General features: G+C 44.0%; 18 protein-coding genes. All 18 read right to left on the bottom strand.

Annotation, left to right across the window (positions count from 1 at the left end; all coding sequences use genetic code 11):
• Window positions 1-2 precede the first annotated feature (2 nt).
• Complete coding sequence (locus INF30_RS12240; protein ID WP_226395408.1) at window positions 3-1,265, bottom strand: hypothetical protein; 1,263 nt, start codon at window positions 1,263-1,265, stop codon at window positions 3-5.
• The gene (locus INF30_RS12235) at window positions 1,228-1,797 is read right to left on the bottom strand and encodes a hypothetical protein (RefSeq protein WP_226395407.1); all 570 of its coding nucleotides are present in this window, start codon (window positions 1,795-1,797) and stop codon (window positions 1,228-1,230) included. The genes INF30_RS12240 and INF30_RS12235 overlap by 38 nt, the downstream gene beginning before the upstream one ends.
• 398 nt (window positions 1,798-2,195) lie before the next feature.
• Entirely contained in the window at window positions 2,196-2,441 is a 246-nt protein-coding gene (locus tag INF30_RS12230) for a cold shock domain-containing protein (protein ID WP_311136020.1), read from the bottom strand.
• A 79-nt stretch (window positions 2,442-2,520) separates the two neighbouring features.
• Window positions 2,521-3,051, bottom strand: a complete 531-nt coding sequence (locus tag INF30_RS12225) for a hypothetical protein (protein ID WP_226395406.1) — start codon at window positions 3,049-3,051, stop codon at window positions 2,521-2,523.
• Window position 3,052: 1 nt separating this feature from the next.
• Window positions 3,053-3,694: a hypothetical protein gene (locus INF30_RS12220; RefSeq protein ID WP_226395405.1), complete on the bottom strand. Its 642-nt coding sequence runs from the start codon at window positions 3,692-3,694 to the stop codon at window positions 3,053-3,055.
• Between the two features lie 11 nt (window positions 3,695-3,705).
• Window positions 3,706-4,359 carry a hypothetical protein gene (locus INF30_RS12215; protein ID WP_226395404.1) on the bottom strand — a complete coding sequence of 218 codons (654 nt, stop codon included), beginning with the start codon at window positions 4,357-4,359 and terminating at the stop codon, window positions 3,706-3,708.
• Window positions 4,334-4,822: a zinc-finger-containing protein gene (locus INF30_RS12210; RefSeq protein ID WP_226395403.1), complete on the bottom strand. Its 489-nt coding sequence runs from the start codon at window positions 4,820-4,822 to the stop codon at window positions 4,334-4,336. The genes INF30_RS12215 and INF30_RS12210 overlap by 26 nt, the downstream gene beginning before the upstream one ends.
• Before the next feature lie 89 nt (window positions 4,823-4,911).
• The gene (locus INF30_RS12205; protein WP_205130796.1) at window positions 4,912-5,865 is read right to left on the bottom strand and encodes a S1 RNA-binding domain-containing protein; all 954 of its coding nucleotides are present in this window, start codon (window positions 5,863-5,865) and stop codon (window positions 4,912-4,914) included.
• Between the two features lie 119 nt (window positions 5,866-5,984).
• The gene (locus INF30_RS12200; RefSeq protein ID WP_226395402.1) at window positions 5,985-6,299 is read right to left on the bottom strand and encodes a hypothetical protein; all 315 of its coding nucleotides are present in this window, start codon (window positions 6,297-6,299) and stop codon (window positions 5,985-5,987) included.
• Between the two features lie 22 nt (window positions 6,300-6,321).
• Complete coding sequence (locus INF30_RS12195; RefSeq protein WP_226395401.1) at window positions 6,322-8,154, bottom strand: VirD4-like conjugal transfer protein, CD1115 family; 1,833 nt, start codon at window positions 8,152-8,154, stop codon at window positions 6,322-6,324.
• Window positions 8,155-8,197: 43 nt separating this feature from the next.
• The gene (locus INF30_RS12190; RefSeq protein WP_226395400.1) at window positions 8,198-9,202 is read right to left on the bottom strand and encodes a DUF6017 domain-containing protein; all 1,005 of its coding nucleotides are present in this window, start codon (window positions 9,200-9,202) and stop codon (window positions 8,198-8,200) included.
• A 43-nt stretch (window positions 9,203-9,245) separates the two neighbouring features.
• Window positions 9,246-10,343, bottom strand: coding sequence for a hypothetical protein (locus INF30_RS12185; protein WP_226395399.1), 1,098 nt, complete (start codon window positions 10,341-10,343; stop codon window positions 9,246-9,248).
• Between the two features lie 119 nt (window positions 10,344-10,462).
• The gene (locus INF30_RS12180) at window positions 10,463-11,191 is read right to left on the bottom strand and encodes a DUF6100 family protein (protein WP_226395398.1); all 729 of its coding nucleotides are present in this window, start codon (window positions 11,189-11,191) and stop codon (window positions 10,463-10,465) included.
• Entirely contained in the window at window positions 11,166-11,717 is a 552-nt protein-coding gene (locus tag INF30_RS12175; protein ID WP_226395397.1) for a DUF5697 family protein, read from the bottom strand. The genes INF30_RS12180 and INF30_RS12175 overlap by 26 nt, the downstream gene beginning before the upstream one ends.
• Before the next feature lie 107 nt (window positions 11,718-11,824).
• Window positions 11,825-14,569, bottom strand: coding sequence for a VirB4 family type IV secretion system protein (locus INF30_RS12170; protein WP_226395396.1), 2,745 nt, complete (start codon window positions 14,567-14,569; stop codon window positions 11,825-11,827).
• Window positions 14,454-14,957, bottom strand: a complete 504-nt coding sequence (locus INF30_RS12165) for a hypothetical protein (protein WP_226395395.1) — start codon at window positions 14,955-14,957, stop codon at window positions 14,454-14,456. Before INF30_RS12165 ends, INF30_RS12170 begins: the two co-directional genes overlap by 116 nt.
• A gap of 20 nt (window positions 14,958-14,977) precedes the next feature.
• Window positions 14,978-15,724 carry a hypothetical protein gene (locus tag INF30_RS12160; protein WP_226395394.1) on the bottom strand — a complete coding sequence of 249 codons (747 nt, stop codon included), beginning with the start codon at window positions 15,722-15,724 and terminating at the stop codon, window positions 14,978-14,980.
• A gap of 15 nt (window positions 15,725-15,739) precedes the next feature.
• On the bottom strand, window positions 15,740-17,791 hold the full coding sequence (locus INF30_RS12155) for a transglycosylase SLT domain-containing protein (RefSeq protein WP_226395393.1): 2,052 nt from the start codon (window positions 17,789-17,791) through the stop codon (window positions 15,740-15,742).
• Window positions 17,792-17,801 lie beyond the last annotated feature (10 nt).

Here is a 17,801-nt window from a genome sequence, read left to right as displayed (position 1 = left end):
GTCTAATACTGCACTTCTCCGGGGATGTCATAGTCCTGCCACTTTACGCTCTGGCATTTTGCTACTTTCTCCTCTAACTCCACCAGACTCCTGCCGCTTGCTCCCTGGCTCTGCGCCTGGAACAATACTTCGCTAATCCCGCAGTAAACTTCATATGCGCTGCAGGGGTCTTCCCCGAATGTTGCCTTGAAGCGCTCCACCATTTCTGCAGTCACTTTTTTCCCGAATTTATACCTGCTCATCACGCCGATCATAGTGTTCGCCGGATTCTCAATCGGTATTTTGACCAATTTCTCGACTGTTTTTTTGATCACCGTTTTATAGCACTCAAAGGTTGATAAAAGATTCGTACTGAATTCTTTCATGTGCGTATTGTGGTCATGCTTCAGCCGCATATCTGTTCCCAATGCAATCTCATGCTTACCTTCCTGCAGGCTATAAAAGATATTGGCTCCGGAAGCCGCTACATCGGAAGAGCAGATCCGGATCGTTGCGCTTAATTTGCCCCGTACCTGTTTTCCGTACTTCTCCATGATCTCACTGTAGACTTCTTCCAGACGCTCATCTGAAACCTTCCATACCGCCGTCACCATGGACTGATCCGCATATCCTTCCTGGAACTCCGTTTTCTGATATTCCCCGTTGATATAGACCGACGCCTGCATAAACAGTTCGGACAAAGGGAATACCTGATATCCGTTTTTCTCTGCGGAATGGATTGCACGTACCTTTCCTTCTGAAAGCCGGATCAGCGCCTTTCCTTTCGCCACTTTCAGGCACTGGTTCAAAATTTCAGCGAACACCGGCCGGGACACCTTTCCAAGTGCATTCCCGCTGATCCTCGCCCTGCTCTCCAAAGTGCTGATCGCAGTTTTCCCGATCTGGTATGCTTCTCCCCGGTCTGTTTTCAACATTAGGCCTGCCGATTTTTGTGTGTCACGGAAGATTCTGGCACAACGTTCATCCGCCTTTGACTCTGGAGCCCCAACCAGACGGCCCGTAGCATATACACGCATTTTTCTGCTTGGCACTGTAATCCATTGTGCCCTCTTTTCCGTCTCTGCAAGGTACTGATGCAGTTCTACTTCTTTCTTAAATCCTGTCGAAAAACCGTCCTCATAATAATTTCCGGAAGGCGTATTGTCTAATGGCAGGCAGATCCGGAAACCGTCTGCCTGTTCCACAAAATGGTATCCTTCTTCCTTCATCTGATTGATCTCATCTTCTTCAGGCAGACTGCCTTGCCACAGGATACTTGCCAGCATATCGTTTCCTCCTTTCTGTCCCTCCTGGGATCAATCCTTTCTCGGACCCCAGATACAGCCGCAAATCCTCTCTGCAAAGAAAGATTTCCTGTAAATATGCCCGATATGTTTCTTCTCCCTGCTTCTTCCACGCAACGGTCAGCTTTTCTGCTCTTCTGCCGGATGGAAACAGGGTTCTTTTCTCTTCTTCTGTGCATTTCCCAATGAATATAAAATGCTTTCCATTCAGGCAGAGTTCCATAGGTTCTTTCACACATTCCTGCCACTTTATCAACAGGATCTGGAGCCACCGCTCTAAAAAGTCTCCAATCCGCTGCCCTGTCAGACCACAGAATAATTCATCCAATTCTTCTTTCTGGTCGCTGCTGCAGTAACTGTCTAAAAAATCCACTGCCATCCCGCAAAACTCTGTATCGCAGCCTGTAATCTCTTCCACGGTTGAAAGCCGGTCATAGCTGATCTCTTTCTTCCTCAGCTGCTCTTCCAAGAATTGTGCTGAACCAATCATCGCTGCATTATGCTCAAACTTCATCCTTCCTCCTTCTCATACGGAAATTTTCCGCATTCCCAATCCCGTACTGGAAATGCACTAGTTTCATCTCTTTTTTGTTCTCCACAGATTCCTCCTTTTCTGGCACAAAAAAAGACACAAAAAAGAGTCTTCCTTCTTTTCTGTGTCTTTCTATTTGTTCCAATCATAAACAATTGTTAAAGTTTTCTTCCGGCTATTCCCGGAACAAAAGTGACTTAGGAAAGTATCGATTTCATTTTCCCATAAAATAAAAGTCATTTTAAGATTAGCACAACATATTGTATGTGTCAATCTCACTTATGACATATTTTCTATTTATTAGAATATCAGGGAATGTTCCCTATACTATTGTAGAATGTTGCTTGGGGGCGGCGTAAACTTTCCGCCGCCCGCTCCTGTTACTCCTCCTCGGTTTCCTCAGGCATCTCGGCAGGGACAACCTGTTTTGCAAGGCTCCTGCCCTTCTCATCTTCAGAAACAGAAAACAGGACCTTTTCCCCGCCCCGCAGGGTTTTAAAGCCCTCTGACTGGATCTCAGAAAAGTGCACAAAATAGTCGATTCCATCCTCGTCTGTAATGAAACCATATCCTCTTCTTGCGCTGAACCATTTGACGGTTCCTTTCATTTTGTTACTGTCTGCCATAAAATCATCTCTCCTTTTCTATTTTATTTTCGTGTATGGCAACACGATGGGAAGGGTGCGGATTTGAACCACACCTTTCTTAGCCTTCTTCCCTGCTGACTTCCTCCACTCCGTAAAACGAATTCACATTGAGCATGGCATCTAAAGAACGGATCCCTGAAGTGAGGCAGCGATTTTCGTCAAAGTAAAACCGATAACATTTCCCGGCTTGTAAAGGACTTCCCTTCTCCAAGACAAATTCTTTCGTTTCTCCCTCTTCTGTCTGGATAAATACTCTGCAGGTCCTGCCAATCCCATGTTTCCCTCTGATCTGAGACACACGCCCTTCTATCACTTCATATTTTTTCTGCTTTGCAATCCGGTATAGTCTGGCAGCCTGATAGAGATTGATCCCGCAAAGCACCCATGAGAACAGGATAAAGTTTCTTTCCCCGATCAGGATCCCCGCATAAGTCCCTACACCCCCAAGAAAAAAGGACAAGAGCGACAATTTCAGCATCCTGTCCTTGAAAACATATGGGAACTCTTCCATGCTTGCAACCAGACGGTCTGCAGCCTTTAATAGCCTGTCTGCCTTTATCTTCAACAGTAATCTTCTTAATTTCTTCATCTTACACCTCGTTTTCCTGTACTGTTAAAATCCCAATCATTTTCTGCTCATGCAGCCGGCAAAGCGTCCGAAGGAAGGATTCTCTGTCATACATCTCAAGCACATCCCGGTATTTTAAAAGACGTTTTGGCAGCGCTTCCTGCGAACCTTCTATGGCCTCCAGGTACTTTGATACATCCCCAAAGATCCCCAGCATCTTTAATACAGACCGCTCTCTTTGCTCCCACTGTTTCCGCCAGAGTTTGTCATGGGAAGATACTGTTCCCGGCTCACAAAACGCCCTTCGAAAGAAAGCAGAAGCGGCTATCTCAAAAACTGGTGCTGCAGGAACCACTACGGAACTCTTCAGGAGCATTTTCTGTGCATCCTCTGCACCATTTGCCATAACTTTTACAACCAGCCTCCGGTTTGTTAATCTTCTCAGACAGTAGGAAACCTCTTCTTCACCTGCCTTTTTCGCACAACTTCCTGCTTTCTCGGAACACATTTCAGGATAGATTTCATCTTTTTCAAGAAACTGCCCTTGCAAAGTCGTCCAAAGAAGCTGTTCTGTCCGGGCTAAGAATACCCGTTCCCCCTGCTTGATTACACAAAAAGGGCCGGATTCCTGCTTGACTCCAATCGCTGTATAAAACTCTCTCATATCTTTCTCCTTCATATAAGAAGCAGAAAGGCTTTCGGAATCCCATACAGACAAACTGCTGCCAAAAACAGTTTCCAGCCCTTTCCCGGTTTCTTTCGGAACCAGGCAGTCTGCTTCCGTGTCCCGAAAATCCGGACGCGGCCCGGAACCTCCCAGCGGAGTTTCCGGTAAAGCTTTTGGAAATCCTCTTTCTTATACCCAAAGGAACGGACCTGAAAGATCCGCGTCTCTTTTTCCGTATCATCCAGAAGGATAAAACTCTTCCGATCTCTGTCCTTCATCCTTCGGATCACCACATAAAATTCTGCTTCGCCAGCCTGGCTGCCTTCGACGACCTTTTCTATCTCGTCAAAAAAGATCCTGCAGGCTTCATAATGTTCCTTTTTCTGAGGCTGTCTGACCACAAGACAGTCGCTTTCCAGTTCCATGTAGCAATCCTTGGTCTGCATGATCCGGTCATTCGCTTCGATTGCTTCCCGGAACAGGCAAATTGCTGTACCGGAAAGCAGGACCACAAGATAAAGAGGTTCCCAGGAAACTCCTATGCAGGCCATCAGCACAGTGCAGATGCAGGCCCCTCCCATGCAGATACCCGCCCGTATGAGGCATGTTTCCTTGTAATCCATCAGCTTATACATGTCACGTTCTGTTGCCCTTAGTATCATGGCTTCCTTCCTTTCTGCTCTTTGTCATCATCCTGCCCTTCAGCTCCAGTTCCCTGCGTTCTTCTATGTATGCTTCACAGCAACGGATCGTTTCCTCGCACCAGTAGTGGCTGAATTTTGCGATATGGGTATCCTTCTCAGGAAGCCCCAGTTTCCCGCTTAACCAGTGGTACGCATCCTTTTCGGATAGATAGCCGTTCTGCCAGAGTCCCCGAAGCGCCCGGTGCGCCTGGATCCGTAAGTTTCTCAATTCTCCGTCTGCCAGGCTCCCAAGCGGCTTCAAATTCTTTTTGCTGGCTGCCACATAGGCATTGCACGCCGGATATGCACTGCATACATAAACCTTTTGGTCAGGGTCGAAGATTCTCCGGTTTTCGCCAACAACATAAGTGATTGGTCGAAGGACAGCTCTTCTCCCACAATAAGGGCAGAAAACTTCCGTTTGTTTCTTCCGTTTCTTCATGCGGATATTCCCCCTTTCTTTATGTATGGTGCATGATAAAAAATCTGGGCATTGTATTTCAAGGCAATTTTCTAAAATTTTTATAAACTTTATTCATGGCGCTTGATCATCCTCGTAATGATCCCCTCTGCCACTTCTGATGTCTCATTGATCCGGGTAACGACAAAGCCGATCCGGTCCCATTTTCCCGGCAGATTTGTCATGTTGCACTCGTGGGCAATCGCATTGACACCAAGATCCAGACGGATAAAGTAAGTTCCTTTATAAACATCGGTAATGATACCGGAATATTTCCCCTGCCGATGGCATTTTTTCAGATTGTCTTTATTGGTGTTCTCCGTTGCGCCTTTTGCATCCGCCATGACAGTCACATTCTCAACATCCGGAGCCTCCACTTTATTCACGCAGACCAGTACCAGATCCCCCACCTGAAATTTTTCTGTAGCATCCGGCATCCACTCCCATGCCATGTCCCTTGCCCGGACTGAGCATTCTACTCCGAACACTTCCAGACGGACCGCTTTCGGTGCAACGGCAATGACCCTTGCTTCTACGATCCTTCCAGGATAGATCATGGGCTGTTCCTCTTCATTATCAGTAAAGTAAAAAATCTGTCGCTTCCTGAGCATTGCATCCTTGCGGGAAGCTACTACACTTCTGGACGCCTCATCCAGATCTTTGATGATAAAATCAATATCAGCGCCCAGCATATTATTGGCAATCCTGACCTGACGGTTTAAGGTATCCGCATTCTCTCGACCATCGCCCTTTAAATTGATCATCATTTCGGACATGGGGATAATGATCCGGTATCCGTTGAAATAAGTCACGGCCACCGTCCAGCCGCTTTCCAGTTTTTCAATGCCGCTAAGCGGTCCGGTTAAAATTTTTCGTGTCCTCTGGGCATTTAAGAGCTGGTGCCATCTGGCTTCTTCCTTTTCCTGACTGCTCTCAATGCTTGAGTCCACTTCGATTGTGAGGACTGACCCAGGCATGACTGCCTTGGGCATTTCTTTTTCTTCAGTTTTCATTGCTTCTGCCATAAAATCTCCTTTCAAAAAAGGCACAAAAAAACAGCCTTTTTGACTGTTTCCCTGTGCCCGTATTTCTTTGCTCCATATGAAATTGTAAGCTTCAACCAAGCAGCAGTTCCACCTGCTGCCTACTCATAAGTTCCTTTCTCCGCAAGAAGACTCTTTAAACCTTCCTCCCAGCGGATTCTCGAAAAATACCAGATCTTGCCCTGAATGTCTCGGCAGATATGGTTTTGCTCCAGATATTCCTGGCTGCTGTGTTCCGGATTGTCCTTATCCCAGCCGGTCTTTTCATAAAACTCTTCCATGCTGTTATAAATCTCAATACAGGATTCCGCTAATTCTATCTTTTCGGATTCTTCCTCTCCGATCTCTATGCCAAATTCCTGAAAGAGCAGTTTCCGGAATGTATGTCTGGTCAGTGTATTCTTCTTGACATCCATATTGTATACAACCTCCTGTATATTACCCAAACAGATCCTCCACCTTGAATACGGATGCTGCATCCCCGGCTTTCTTTCCCGGTTTCTTTTTCGGGAGTTCTTCCTGCAGAGTCAAAATTTCTTCTTCCTGCTTCTCTTCCTCCGCCTGAACACGCAGGGAACGCTCCTGCTCCGGATCTGCTTCTTCAAAAGAAATCTTCTCTTTTTGCATCTTTTGATACCAGTCTGGTATAAAATCTTCTGTTTTTTCCAGTTTGAGATGTCTGGAATCCGGGTGTTCTGTATAATCCATCTTCTTTAACTTCAGGATTTTTTGCCCTCGGATAATCAAAAGCATTTCGTCCAAAGGGAACCGCAGAACTTCATCCGGCAAAAGCAGCATTCGTTTTCCTACGGAAGAGGTTTCTGAATACTCCGGTACATAATCCGTCATCCGTATAGTATAATAACTTTTCCTGCAGGATGCAACCGCAACGGTTGCTTCCCCGGAACGGGAACTATAATATGTAGCCGTTGTCATATCGTTGCAGCCCAAAAACAATGACATATCGCATCCTCCGATAATTTCCTCCCACTGGCCTTCCGGATAGCGGTTCATCATCTGGGGAATATTCTGAAAAATGATACTCATCCCGATCCCCCTGCTTCTGGCTGTCGCAAGCTTTTTCTTAAAGTCAGGAATCACACCGATATTTGGAAATTCATCCAATATAAAACTCATGCCTACTGGGAGTTTCCGTTCTACTGTGCGGTCTGCAAACCTTACCAGTTTTATGCAAAGGAAAGAGGTAAACAGCGTTGCCAGCACATCAAAGGTAGAATCCTGATCAGATGTAATACAGAAATAAGCACACTTCTGTTTTCCAGGAAGTGTCAGATCTATATCTTTATTACTTGTGATCTGCTGGACCAGTTTATTCTGCATGATCTGCAGTCGTGTTCCAAGTCCTAAAACTGCATTCCCCTTCACCTTTTCCGCTTTACTGAATAACTGATACGGGCCTCTGGCCGGATGGTTTGTAGGAAGCCTCTCAAAAATACTGTCCAACATTTCTACGGATTTATTAAGCAGTAACTTATACGCTTCCGGGAATGTCTTTTTTCCTTCCGGATATTCCTCATATACATACAAGCATAAAGCTTTCAGGAGGTCCATTTCCACATTATCGTAAAAATGGTCAAATTTATCTGTTGTATTTCGGATCACAACATCCACGAAAACATCAATCATGCTGCCATCATCGATTTCTGCAAGACAATCCCACGCATTACTATGGGAAAGATCGATCAGATTAAACTGCTTGACAGTATAGCCCTGCTCCTTAAAGTATGCCGCCAGATCTTCATAAAGTTCGCTTTTTGGATCTGAAATAAACATCGATTCGCCTCGCCGCACGCATTGAAGCGCCATATTTCTGGCAAATGCTCTGGACTTCATACTTCCCTGGCTGCCACATACGGCCAGATTTCTATTGAGCCTGGAATCTACGGGAAGACTTATATATTCTCCTGTATCCAGATCTTTTCCGAAAAGGATTCCCTTTACGTCATCCAGTTTTTTGTCAATATTCAGGATCTCTTTTTCTTCCTCCCGTTTCATATAACCAGCGGTACCATAGGTTCCTTTGACCGAATAATCAAAGTTTCTATCTTCATCCGTCTCTAAAACCTCTTTTCCTCTGCCTCGCCATACAATCACTGCTGCGATCAGCAGAATGACCAAAAATGCACAGACAGAACACTTTAATCCCTGTATGGTTGTGATACCCTGCCGGATACAGATGAACGGATTGATTTCTACTTTCGAATGGATCAGTCGTTCTAATACACCGCCAAAGTAGAAAGTAAGCGCCACAAACAGGACGCCAAATAGGAGCTTTTTTAAAAGCCCCCGGTTATCAAAGATATTCCCCGTTCTCTTCCTCCTTTCTTTTTCCCAGCAGCCCAGATGCTATATGATAGTTATAAAGACTGCTGTAATAACTGGAAATTGTATTCACTGAGTTATAAAGAGCTGTAATATACAATGCCCGGATATTCGTCACCTTCGTTGTATTTTTCTCCATACAGCTAAGTACGAACTGGATATGCTCTTTATTTAGTTTTTCAAATTGCGCCTTTACGATTTCAGCCGGCTTCTCCTCTCGGTTCACACGGATTGTTGCCGCTGAACTTGTCATCACATCCATCAAGATTCCTAAAATCTCATCAATTTTGTTATCATATGGATAATCCCGCTTTAACGCATCATAGGATATCTGCTTTTTGACCTGTTCCTCTGTCTCAGCATAAGAAACTGAAGGAGTATTCTCTGAGTAATCTCTCTTAGTATTCTCTGTATTTGTCTCTCCAATTTCAGAGTATCCTCCCTCCCAAAACGGAGAAGCACTCTGACTGATTTCAGTAGTACCTGTCACTATTTTGCGTGAGGGGTGTCCCCGATTTGAGGGATACCCTCGGTTTTCTCCGTCCGGATAAGTAAGATGTTCCAATACTTTTACATTCAGGTCAAGGAACAGCACATTAGGAATCTGTTGTCCGCCCAGCCGCAAAGTTCTGAAAACCCGTTTCACCACTCCGAGCTTTTCCAGTTCTACCACTGCATTTGTAGCATCTCTTTTCGTAATCCCAAACTGATCCGCAATCTGTTGGTAGCTTCGCTGCAGAATATCCGAATGGAATTTTTTCTTTAACCCAATCAGTTCTCCGGTCAATTCGTCACGGATCTCCACAGGCCGATACCAATATACGATGTCCGCAAGAATAATGATTGCATTCAGATTTGGTTTTCCCGTCGCTTTCCTGATTGTCTTAAACCAGGTTACCGGAATGACATTGCCAGAAATATGGAGCCTGCTCATCTGGTCTACTGTCAAGCTTCCTGTATGAAATTGGCTCTGCATGGCTTATGCCACCTCCTGTAGTGCGTTCCCGAAGGATATGCATCTACGATCTCTGCATGTCCAGATACTGTTTTACTTTTTCGCAAACAAGAACCATCATCTCCACCTCCTCTCCAAAATATTCTTTTAAGGTTTCCGCTTGATAATCCAGACAGACCACAACCCCATTCCCTTTCCTCTCCAGTTCCATTTTCACCTGAATCAGATGTTTTAATTCCATTTCATAGCAGAAATAGACCCTTCTCTGTTTCTGATACCCAGCATGGACAGAAAACTCCCGATTCTCCACCTCATCCAGCATGGTATATAAAAACTTTTTAAAATGCTTGGTAGTTTTACCATCTACGATAAGGTCCGTCTGAATGAAAGACGGCGTTGAAAAACACGGAATATAATAGTAATGTTCATAAGTTTCGTCCACCTGGAACAATTGGTTCTTTATCCCTCCAGTGCTTTCAAGGATCTGGAGTAGGAACGCCATGGAATTTCCTAAAAAGATCGCATCACTTCCCCACGACAGGTTATACCGGAGCGCTTTTCCTTCCACCCACGCACGCATTGCATGCTCTGTTTTTTTTGCCCACTTCAGCAGATTTTCCATTGTTTGGTATACCACAAAAGCTTCTCCTTTTTTTATAAAAAGTCCACAAGCTCTGGAGCCTTTTATTTTATCTGTTCCTCCTTTTAGCTCTTGGCTCCCATAATAGGTTCCCGTTTCTTTTTGCCTGAAAAAACTTTCACTAAAAATCTCTGGTTTCTCAGATGAAAAGATAATGCACCCCTGCAAAAAAAAATGCGTCCATGCAAGACTCATGCGATGAAGGCGGAGCCTTTTCTCTTTCTCCGATTTTACATGGTTTGTCTCGCTCGCCCCTGTCAAATAGTCCCGCATGTCCGTCTCATAATGATTTAACAGATACGTTTTCCCTTTCTTGCTTAAAATATATCCTCTGACGCCATCTTTCGACCTGATATGTATATATCCATCCTTCTTCAACGCAGTAACCAGGCTGGCGGCATAGGATGGCGAACCAACGACTATACCCGTCAAATATGACGGTAGTTCTCCTGATATTGCGATCATTTTTAAAAGTGTATCCCTTTTTGTTTCCATCTTTTCCCCTGCAGTGTGTCTGCTCATATGCGTACCCTACCTTTTTCATACTTGGGTAGATTCCACTAAGGAATCCTTTTTTCAACCCCCGTATTTTCATAACATTTCGTATGTTTTGCCGTTATCGAAAAAAACAGAAGCTCCGTCTATAAAAAATTCGATATCGTTTGTTCCCTTTTTTCCTGCAGCCAGGATGGGAAAACTTCCGCCGGAATCAAGTAGATCACCGTCCTGTCCTTCTCTTCCATCCGTGTCTCATGGTAAGTACTTGTGTAGTATCCACTGTCAGATGTCAGGAAGAAATTTGCAATTACATCAAGGACGTGTTTTTCTTCCATATTGTCATGATCACGTACCCTATAAAGAGGCAGATTTTTATCATAAAGATGGAAGAAACAGACGGTACAATTCTTGTATTCTGGAATCACCTGATTATTCTCCGCCTGTTGCATACACCAGTGCTGGAACGCAGTATAAAGCGGCCGGTAAATATAGTCTGTGTACTCTGCTTTTCTATGAGGGATTAAGACCGGAAGAGAAATACACAGGATCTCATCCTGATATTTCAGCTTAATTCCATGAATCAGTACTACATCAGATTTATACCGCTCATATTTCCTTTTATCCAACGTCATTTCTAAGACTAACCGCCTCATTTTTTCTGTCAAAACTTCTGAGCTCTTCGCTGCTTCCACGATCATATCACTGAGATTCTCATAATGGATATTTACAGTTTTTCTCGAATATGCGAGCAGCAGATTTCTGGATTCTGCCAGCATCTGCTCTACATGGCCGGCCGCCTTTTGTCCTGCGTCAAGCTGCGCTCTTAATTTTTGTAAGACCTCCTTTTCATTCGTCTCTGCGATAATACTCAACTCCTCCATCATCTTCTGAAACTGTGCAAAACCCAATTGCATCAGGAATTTGAAGCTGCGGAATCACCTTTTTATCTTCTACAATCACTACATGCTGGCACCCCTCTATTCTCTTTCTTGAAAAAAGGTTATTTACCAGTTGGATCTCTTCCTCAGAAACATACAAGATATCATAAATCTCCGCATCTCCCACAAAAATAATCCGGACCGGATATTCCTCTCTGGAGGACAAGAAATGGTTCTCTATTTTCTTTTGTTTCATCAAGGATATCAATACCCAAAAGGCCATAAGTGTTCCCTTCTCCCTAAACTCATAGGCTTTCTCATGCTGGTACACCATCTGTGTCACATCATTGAGATAGAGAAACCGATCCTTTAATAAAGAATGCAGTGCTTTCCCCACAAATTTATCCCGGCCGTCTACTGCAAAAAACTCATAGAGCTGTTTCTTATATAAAACATTGTATTTTTTCACCAGTTCAAGGATCTGTTTCTCGACTTGTTTTTGATTATTTATGTATTCCAATGCATTCTCCTTTCCCATGGATATACGCAATGATTACGTATTCCTATTGCTTATAAATAGCGAATGCGTATTCTTTACGCATAAATTACACATTGCCAATTACATTTCTATGCCCCCTTTCTTCCATATGCCTGACCGCCATATTTCTCCAACCGCTCTTTTAATTCCTTTAAGTCTTTCCGGTCTGTGGTAATCAGGTCTTTTTCCAACTGGCTGGCTTTAAATTCAACCAACAGATTATTACTATTTGTTGAGATCAGAGCATTTCCTCTTTCGAATCTGGTTATTGCTAATGCCTCCGCCTCCGAAAGATCCATCTCATTTTTCACAATCTCTGCTTCCTTGTGCTCCAGGTTCAGGATTATTTTCGTCTTCGAATTATTCAATACTCCCTTTCCATATTTTCCGTTTTTCAGTGAAAAGAAGTCCTCCAGATCCTGGCTTGCACAAACCGCTGCTCCTCCATATCCACGAATCGTCTTAAATATTTCAAGGATATAGTTTGCAGTAAGTTCATTGTCGGCAAGCAGCGCCCAGCACTCATCAATAAAAAAAGCTTTTTCTTTTGTCCGGTCTTCTTTCACTTTCGACCACACAAAATCCAAAGCTGTAAATGTTGCAAGCCCCAGATCACTCTGCATCTCAGAGATATCTAAGACAATATATTTATTATCCAGGTCTATATTTGTACGTCTGTTAAAGTTAGACGAAGAACCGTTGACCAGACGGTTCAAGATGTTTGCCATCCGTATTGTATCTTCTTTTTCCATGAGGATCCTATACAGATCCCCCAATACCGGCATTTCTTTATATTTCCCCGGGTTGTTTTCATCCCAGAGGCTTTCATTATCATGAGTAATTCCTTTTTCTTTGTATGTAAGAATAAAGGCTTCATCCAAAAGCTGCCGCTCCTCATGAGTAATATCCGGTATCAGGATCGTAAAGAAGATATGGAGGCTCTGAATCTTCATTGCAAGTTCTGATCTCTGGGAAGCCTCCCCGTCTAAAATGACTCTGGCACTTTGATCACTGGGCCGGATCTCCATGATATTGATTCCATAATCCGATCCTGGTGCAATTTTCAGATAAGCTCCACCGATATTCTGGCAGGCTCTCGCCAGTTCATGCCCTTTTTCCGGTGCGACAATAAATACCTGAATATTTTTTCGCCGCATTCTCAGCGCCATCAACTGAAGGCAGAACGTTTTTCCTGCTCCACTGGTTCCTAAGATTGTAATATTTGCATTCTTATAAATCTCCGAATTAAAAATATCCACAATCACAAGCGAGTTATTCGCCTTATTAACCCCCATCAGGATACCGTCACGGTCTGACATCTCATAGCTTACAAATGGATAACACGCTGCCACGCCGGAAGTCAAAACATTTCTTCTTGATTTCCTGTAAAGGTTCTGATCCAGATTTAAAATCGGTAGTGAAGATAAAAATGCCGCTTCCTCTGAAAAGATACACCTGGCAGTTCCAATGTCCTGTGAACTTAGGAGCTTGGCCATCTCCCTCGCACGCCATTCCACCTCTTTTTCCGAATGTCCGGTAACGGTAATGAGTGTCGCCATATAGTAGAATTCTTCGCTTCCACTCAGCCCGTTTTTTAAATAGAATCCTGCCCGGATTGATTCTGACAGATCATCATAATCCGTATTTGTATCATATGTCTCTTTCAGCTTCGACCGGTTCAGCCGGATTCTCCGTCCAATCCGCTCCACACACTTTGCTTTGTCCTGCTTGAAAAAGAATACATCCACATCGATCCCTTCCCCTGCGTTGATTAGCAGGGACAACCATCCAGCTGGAACACGGATTCTGTACTTATTCGACGGGATATATAAATAAGTATGGTACACACCGTCAAATACTACATAGTTCCGGTGCCTAAAGTCAATGGCATTCGGGGCAAATAATTCTGTAACCGGCAAACGGGAAAGGCTTTCTCTTCCATTCTCTTTTCGATACCATTCTGAAACCTGCCGGATTCTCTCTGATAGTGGTACTGTAACACTTGTTCTCCGATTTAAAATCTGGTACAGTACATCTACGCAGAAACGGGATTCATTTTCATGTTCCAAGACCACGTTTCCACACATTGCCAGATATTTTTTAGCTGTCTGCACTGCTGATCGGATATTCAGATATACATCCTTTTCCTTTGGATTCCGGTTTCCATCATAAGAATGGTATTCAAAAATCAGGAAAAACCGCCTGGTAATAGCTTCCTTCGTCCCGATTGAACGAATCAGTCTTGCATAATCCTCCTGAAGAATCCTGCACTGTTCATCTTCCTCATGTTCAATCTCTTCCTGAATCTTTTCCAGATATTCCGCAATATCGGCTTTTTTGGACACAATCTTAAACTGCATCCGGACAGGAGCTATTTTCAGGTAACTCAAAAAAGAAAAAACAATATTTCTCTGTTCAGAAGGCGAACGGAGCAGGAAGTTAATCGGTAAAATTTCCAAGATTTTTACATATCTTCCATCATTCGTATAAATAATCCCGTTCTTAATTTTTCGGATTGGAAGATAGGTCGCTGCCCAAGTCATTGGAAGCAGATCCTGTTCTTCATCCTTTACTTTTGATTTGACACTATGCTTCTTTTTCTGATTCGAATCAGGCTTCGATTTTTCAAGCTGAGGATTTGCTAAGCAACGCCTCAGCTTTTCTTCTTCTATCTGAATCTCTCGCCGCGTCCGGCTTTCCTCTCGGCTCTGCTCTCTCTCAACTTTCTTCTGCCTCTGCCGGTGAAGCCTTTCCTCCTTTTGCATTTGCCTTTCTTCTCTTCTCGCCTCTCTTAATCTTGCTTCCAGTTCTTTGATTTCCTGGCTTATCTCCATTACCTCCTTTCTTACGCAGCATTCTCTTCTTCATCCTGCGATTTCGCCTTTCTATCCTGCGTTTCCGCTCTAATTGATACTTCCCGCTTGGCTTCGTCAGCACCCTGCGTCTTTTTAGGAAACACAGAACATGGAACAAGAATAAGGTTAGGCGCTCCCCTTGCACTCCAATCACAGCAAAAATGGTGACCGGAAGAATAAAAATAACGCCTGCGTAGATTTTCATTTCACCATCTATCGGCAGCTCCAGAAGAAGCCTCACTAAAAAAAGCGACAAAATTGCCGCTTCTACTGCATTTCCCGCATCAATTCTTCCGGAAAACCACTTCCCGGATTCTGCGAAATTTGGTGGTATCGTATAGATATCCACTCTCTCCTTGTCTGACATCTCATGCCCCCTTTCAAAAATCAAGTATATGTCTTCTTTCTTTTCCGATAAATTCCGTAGCCCGCTATGCAAATAAGAACGGTGATTAGCAAAAATGCACCCATTTTTTCCAGTTCATCTTCCGATACCCTCTGGCTCTGCACCTCATTGGAAAGAACATTGTTTTTACGCTCATTTCCTTCCTGGACACTCACAGTTCCCGTAGTTTCCTGAGTCACCTGCAGATTTACAATCTCAAACCCTTCTCCTTGTATCTCAACCGCTTCTTCCTGAGAATTAGTTTGATAATAAAATTTATCATCATACGCCGTGAGCAAAAGCCGATAACTCCCGGCACTGACCGACACATTCCTGCTATATCCATTCTCCTGATCAAGTTCAAAAGAATAGCGGGTTCCTGCTTCTTCTTCAAGGACACCTTCTACAATCCCCGTAAAATCCGGGAAAGTACTGCACCGCACCGCTATGATTCCTGTACTCTGGTCCGTAATCGAATAGTTTTCCTCTGTTTCGTTTCTCTCCTGCCATTTATCTGCTTTCTGAAGTACTTCTCCATCTGCACCAAACAAAACATATTTTCCGTCTACATTTACGGAATCAAGGGCCCACGTATCCTTCAGCATACTCCCCGAAGCATCATATCCCTTTCCCTGATCCCACTGGGTAATTACAGGCAGGTCAGAGGGTTCATCTTCCGCCAATACAGAAGCACCGGTCAAAACGAATAAGGCGCAAACAAGCAAGAGTATCGCTGTGATTTTTTTCACTATTATATTTTTCACCTACTTTCCAATAATCCAGAAAGCGCCGGCAGACAGATCCCGGCCATAGCTTTTGATTGTTTCCACACTATAAACCTTGCCGGTCCTTTCTCTGCTGGCGCAATCAGCAATCGTGATATAACCATCACGGGTCACTCCGGTCAAAACGATAAAGTGTCCGCTGCTCCCGCCAGTGATTGTATAGGCTTCACAGATTTCTACGACCATTTTGCCCTCTTTTAACGCCTGTACCACATCGTCCATCCGATCCTTTCCGACACGTTCACAAGTTAATCCCCAGTGGGCTGCAGCATTACCGATAAATGAATGGCTGGTTCCCTGTCCCGGTACATATTCCCCGTTATTCTCTGCAAAGGATTTTGTCATTTCCGGGGTCACATTATTTCCAGTAAGAGTTGAGATCACAATTGCCATGGATGTAGGCCCGCATCCCGAGTCTTCGATTGTACTGCTTGCATACGGAAGGCTTGCCCACGGTTCTTCCAACTGATTAAAATACACGACCTCCTTTACACCTTTCCCGACCGTATCGTAATGTATCACATCACCTGTAACGTCAATATTCCCGACATAGGAATCCTCAATATTTCCTCCTGTCACAAAATCAGTCCAGGAAAACAGTGAGAAAAACGCATCTCTCAGAGCGTCTACTCCATCCTGCATAACCTGCAGGACACGGAGAACGAGTTCAAAAGTGGGCTGATCAAGAACATATTTGTATTCATACCCTGACGCAGTACCCGATAGCTGCGAATTAAGCAACAGTGCCAATGTATATTCCACACGCTTAACTTCGATGTCCTTCTCTTCCGAAATAGCATTCTGACCGCTCTCTTTTAATTCATCATAAGTATCCTTTGAGATTTCTGTTCTTCCGTTTTCTGTATTTAGATAATATACTGTCTGCTTCTGTGTCGTTTCCTCAACCCCTGTATTAGACCACGAAAAGAAACTGCCTACATTCTCCTGCACCGCTGTTTTTAGCAGAGCATAAGAGTTATCCAGATTTTCCGTATCCTGCCCATCTCCGTCTGTATCCAGATTTGATACTGTTAAATACCCCATCACTTTTTGGACATGATTCTGTGTCTCTTTATAAGCAGGAACCTGATAGCCTGCATTTACAACGGCCTGCGGACCTGCATTATAGCCGGCGATTACCAGTTCCAATGCATTCGGAAAATCTTGAAACTGCTCGATCAATTGAGAAACATACTTTGCGCCGCCCATAATATTCTGCCTTGGATCATAAGGATCATCTACTCCGAGCGACGCTGCAGTTCCCGGCATCAACTGCATAATGCCAATCGCCCCGGCCGAAGACACCACATTCGGATTAAAACCAGATTCTACTTGTCCCATTGCAAGTAAAAGTGCCACGGGGACATTATATGTATTTGCAGCCTCCTCAAAATAGGCATCATACGTACTTGTCAGATCTGTCTGCAGATTAGCATCTAAGCTTCCCGAATATCCCAAGAACGATCTCTGAGTACTCTCATCCCACTGCTCCAAAAGGAAGATAGCAAGATAATATGCAAGATTATCTTTAAGTTTTGTTTCGTATTCATCCACAATCTCCAGTGTATAATCCGCATAATTCGCACTCCAATCTGCCTCTATTTCCTGTAGCTTTCTTTCCCTTTCCTGAGAGATGATCGAAAGGATTTCATTGCGGTATGTCTCTTCTTCAAGGATTAATTCAATCCGGCTTCTCATGCTGTTCAACTCTTCCGACTGAGCCTGATTTGCAAAAGAATCTGCATCCATGAAACCTAAGTAGGATAAAAGGATTCCGATAAAATTGACGATAATGAAAATGAATAAAAGGATTGCGGCAAAAACACTTCCTAACACCTTCCAAAAAGTCTTCGTTGTCACTAGGAAACCCACAACTGTTCCTAGAGGGCCTGCCGTTGCTGTTCCTATTGCCGCTCCTGCGGCGGCACTACCAGCCTTTGCGGCTGAAATCACAGAGTATGCGGCCTGTGCACCATGAGCTGCACTGGCTGCCCCGTCTGCAACAGAGCCATTCTGTTTATCCTCCTGCATCCAGATTCAC

The organism is Claveliimonas monacensis (genome assembly GCF_014982975.1).
Classification (GTDB): domain Bacteria; phylum Bacillota; class Clostridia; order Lachnospirales; family Lachnospiraceae; genus Claveliimonas; species Claveliimonas monacensis.
This window is presented reverse-complemented; position numbering and strand designations above follow the sequence as displayed.

Excerpts from the sequence above, each read along its gene's own strand:
- INF30_RS12155 (WP_226395393.1), bottom strand. The coding sequence starts at position 17,791 with ATGCAGGAGGATAAACAGAATGGCTCTGTTGCAGACGGGGCAGCCAGT.
- INF30_RS12220 (WP_226395405.1), bottom strand. The coding sequence starts at position 3,694 with ATGAGAGAGTTTTATACAGCGATTGGAGTCAAGCAGGAATCCGGCCCT.
- INF30_RS12235 (WP_226395407.1), bottom strand. The coding sequence starts at position 1,797 with ATGAAGTTTGAGCATAATGCAGCGATGATTGGTTCAGCACAATTCTTG.
- INF30_RS12230 (WP_311136020.1), bottom strand. The coding sequence starts at position 2,441 with ATGGCAGACAGTAACAAAATGAAAGGAACCGTCAAATGGTTCAGCGCA.
- INF30_RS12165 (WP_226395395.1), bottom strand. The coding sequence starts at position 14,957 with ATGTCAGACAAGGAGAGAGTGGATATCTATACGATACCACCAAATTTC.
- INF30_RS12210 (WP_226395403.1), bottom strand. The coding sequence starts at position 4,822 with ATGAAGAAACGGAAGAAACAAACGGAAGTTTTCTGCCCTTATTGTGGG.
- INF30_RS12205 (WP_205130796.1), bottom strand. The coding sequence starts at position 5,865 with ATGGCAGAAGCAATGAAAACTGAAGAAAAAGAAATGCCCAAGGCAGTC.
- INF30_RS12185 (WP_226395399.1), bottom strand. The coding sequence starts at position 10,343 with ATGAGCAGACACACTGCAGGGGAAAAGATGGAAACAAAAAGGGATACA.
- INF30_RS12225 (WP_226395406.1), bottom strand. The coding sequence starts at position 3,051 with ATGAAGAAATTAAGAAGATTACTGTTGAAGATAAAGGCAGACAGGCTA.
- INF30_RS12190 (WP_226395400.1), bottom strand. The coding sequence starts at position 9,202 with ATGCAGAGCCAATTTCATACAGGAAGCTTGACAGTAGACCAGATGAGC.
- INF30_RS12215 (WP_226395404.1), bottom strand. The coding sequence starts at position 4,359 with ATGATACTAAGGGCAACAGAACGTGACATGTATAAGCTGATGGATTAC.
- INF30_RS12240 (WP_226395408.1), bottom strand. The coding sequence starts at position 1,265 with ATGCTGGCAAGTATCCTGTGGCAAGGCAGTCTGCCTGAAGAAGATGAG.
- INF30_RS12170 (WP_226395396.1), bottom strand. The coding sequence starts at position 14,569 with ATGGAGATAAGCCAGGAAATCAAAGAACTGGAAGCAAGATTAAGAGAG.
- INF30_RS12200 (WP_226395402.1), bottom strand. The coding sequence starts at position 6,299 with ATGGATGTCAAGAAGAATACACTGACCAGACATACATTCCGGAAACTG.